The 1063-nt window shown below is 66.3% G+C and carries 1 protein-coding gene; it reads right to left on the reverse strand.

Going from position 1 to position 1063, the window contains the following annotated elements; translation table 11 throughout:
* Nucleotides 1-16: 16 nt before the first annotated feature.
* Nucleotides 17-972 (reverse strand): IS630 family transposase gene (locus FV242_RS33925; RefSeq protein WP_147942032.1). Its coding sequence is split into 2 segments (ribosomal slippage): nt 17-621 and nt 621-972, totalling 957 coding nucleotides; the frame shifts between segments, so codons are not numbered across the junction.
* Between the last annotated feature and the right edge of the window lie 91 nt (nt 973-1063).

The following is a 1063-nucleotide window of genomic DNA, read 5'->3' on the forward strand; positions in this document are numbered from 1 at the left end:
CTAGAGCCGTGCCCTTTCAGGTTGGCTCATAGGCATCGTATCCAGCAGCGGTAAGGTAGTTTCGGCACTCATCCGGTCGGACGGCGGCGAACGCGTCCTCGATGGCGATGGTCAGGCCGGCGGCGGTCCGTGCTGCAGCCGTCCGGAGGAGGGCTTTGACCTTGGCGAAGACCTGCTCGATCGGATTGAAGTCGGGACTGTAGGGCGGGAGGTAGAGAACCCGTGCGCCGACCGCCTCGATGGCCTCGCGCACCCCGGCGACCTTGTGGGCGTTCAAATTGTCGAGGATGACGGTGTCACCGGGCCTCAGCACCGGAGCCAGGGTGTCGGTGACGTAGGCCCGGAAACGCATACCATTCGTGGCCCCATCGAAGACGGTCCTGGCGATCAGTCCCGTGGCGCGCAGGGCGGCGGTGATGGTGGTGGTCTTGTAGTGCCCGTGAGGCACGGCGATCCGGCAGCGCTGACCGCACGGAGCACGACCATAGCGGCGGACCATCTTCGTCGTGGCGGCCGTCTCGTCGAGGAAAACCAGGCGATCTGGATCCAGATCGGGTTGTCGCTCGAACCAGTCCTCGCGTGCAGCCTTCACATCCGGCCGCTCCTGCTCGGCCGCGTGGACAGCCCCTTTTTACGGGTGATCCCATGCCGGGCGAAGAAGCGCGACAAACTGCTCGTGCTCGCCCGGACGCCGCGGTCCGAGAGCCTGTCGCGCAGTTCCCGCACGAAGGAGAGCGGGTGTTCTTCGTTGAGCCGAAGGATCAGGGCCGCCTGCGCTTCCAGACGCTGCGAGTTGCGGTCGCCGCCCATGGGCTTGGGCGCGATCTGCCCGTTCTGACGGAAGCGCTCGTACCAACGGACCGCGCTGGCCGCCCCGACCCCGAAGCGTTTGGCCGCCTGACGCCGCGATGCACCCGCTTCAATCGCAGCGACCACACGCTCGCGCAGATCCACCGACAGGGCTGAAGGCATGGCGATCCTCCATCACAAGCCCATCCAGTGAATCACACGCCAGCCAGATCGCCTACCCCGCGCGATTCAACCCGCCAGGGCACGGCTCTAG

This window comes from Methylobacterium sp. WL64, from assembly GCF_008039945.1.
Classification (GTDB): domain Bacteria; phylum Pseudomonadota; class Alphaproteobacteria; order Rhizobiales; family Beijerinckiaceae; genus Methylobacterium.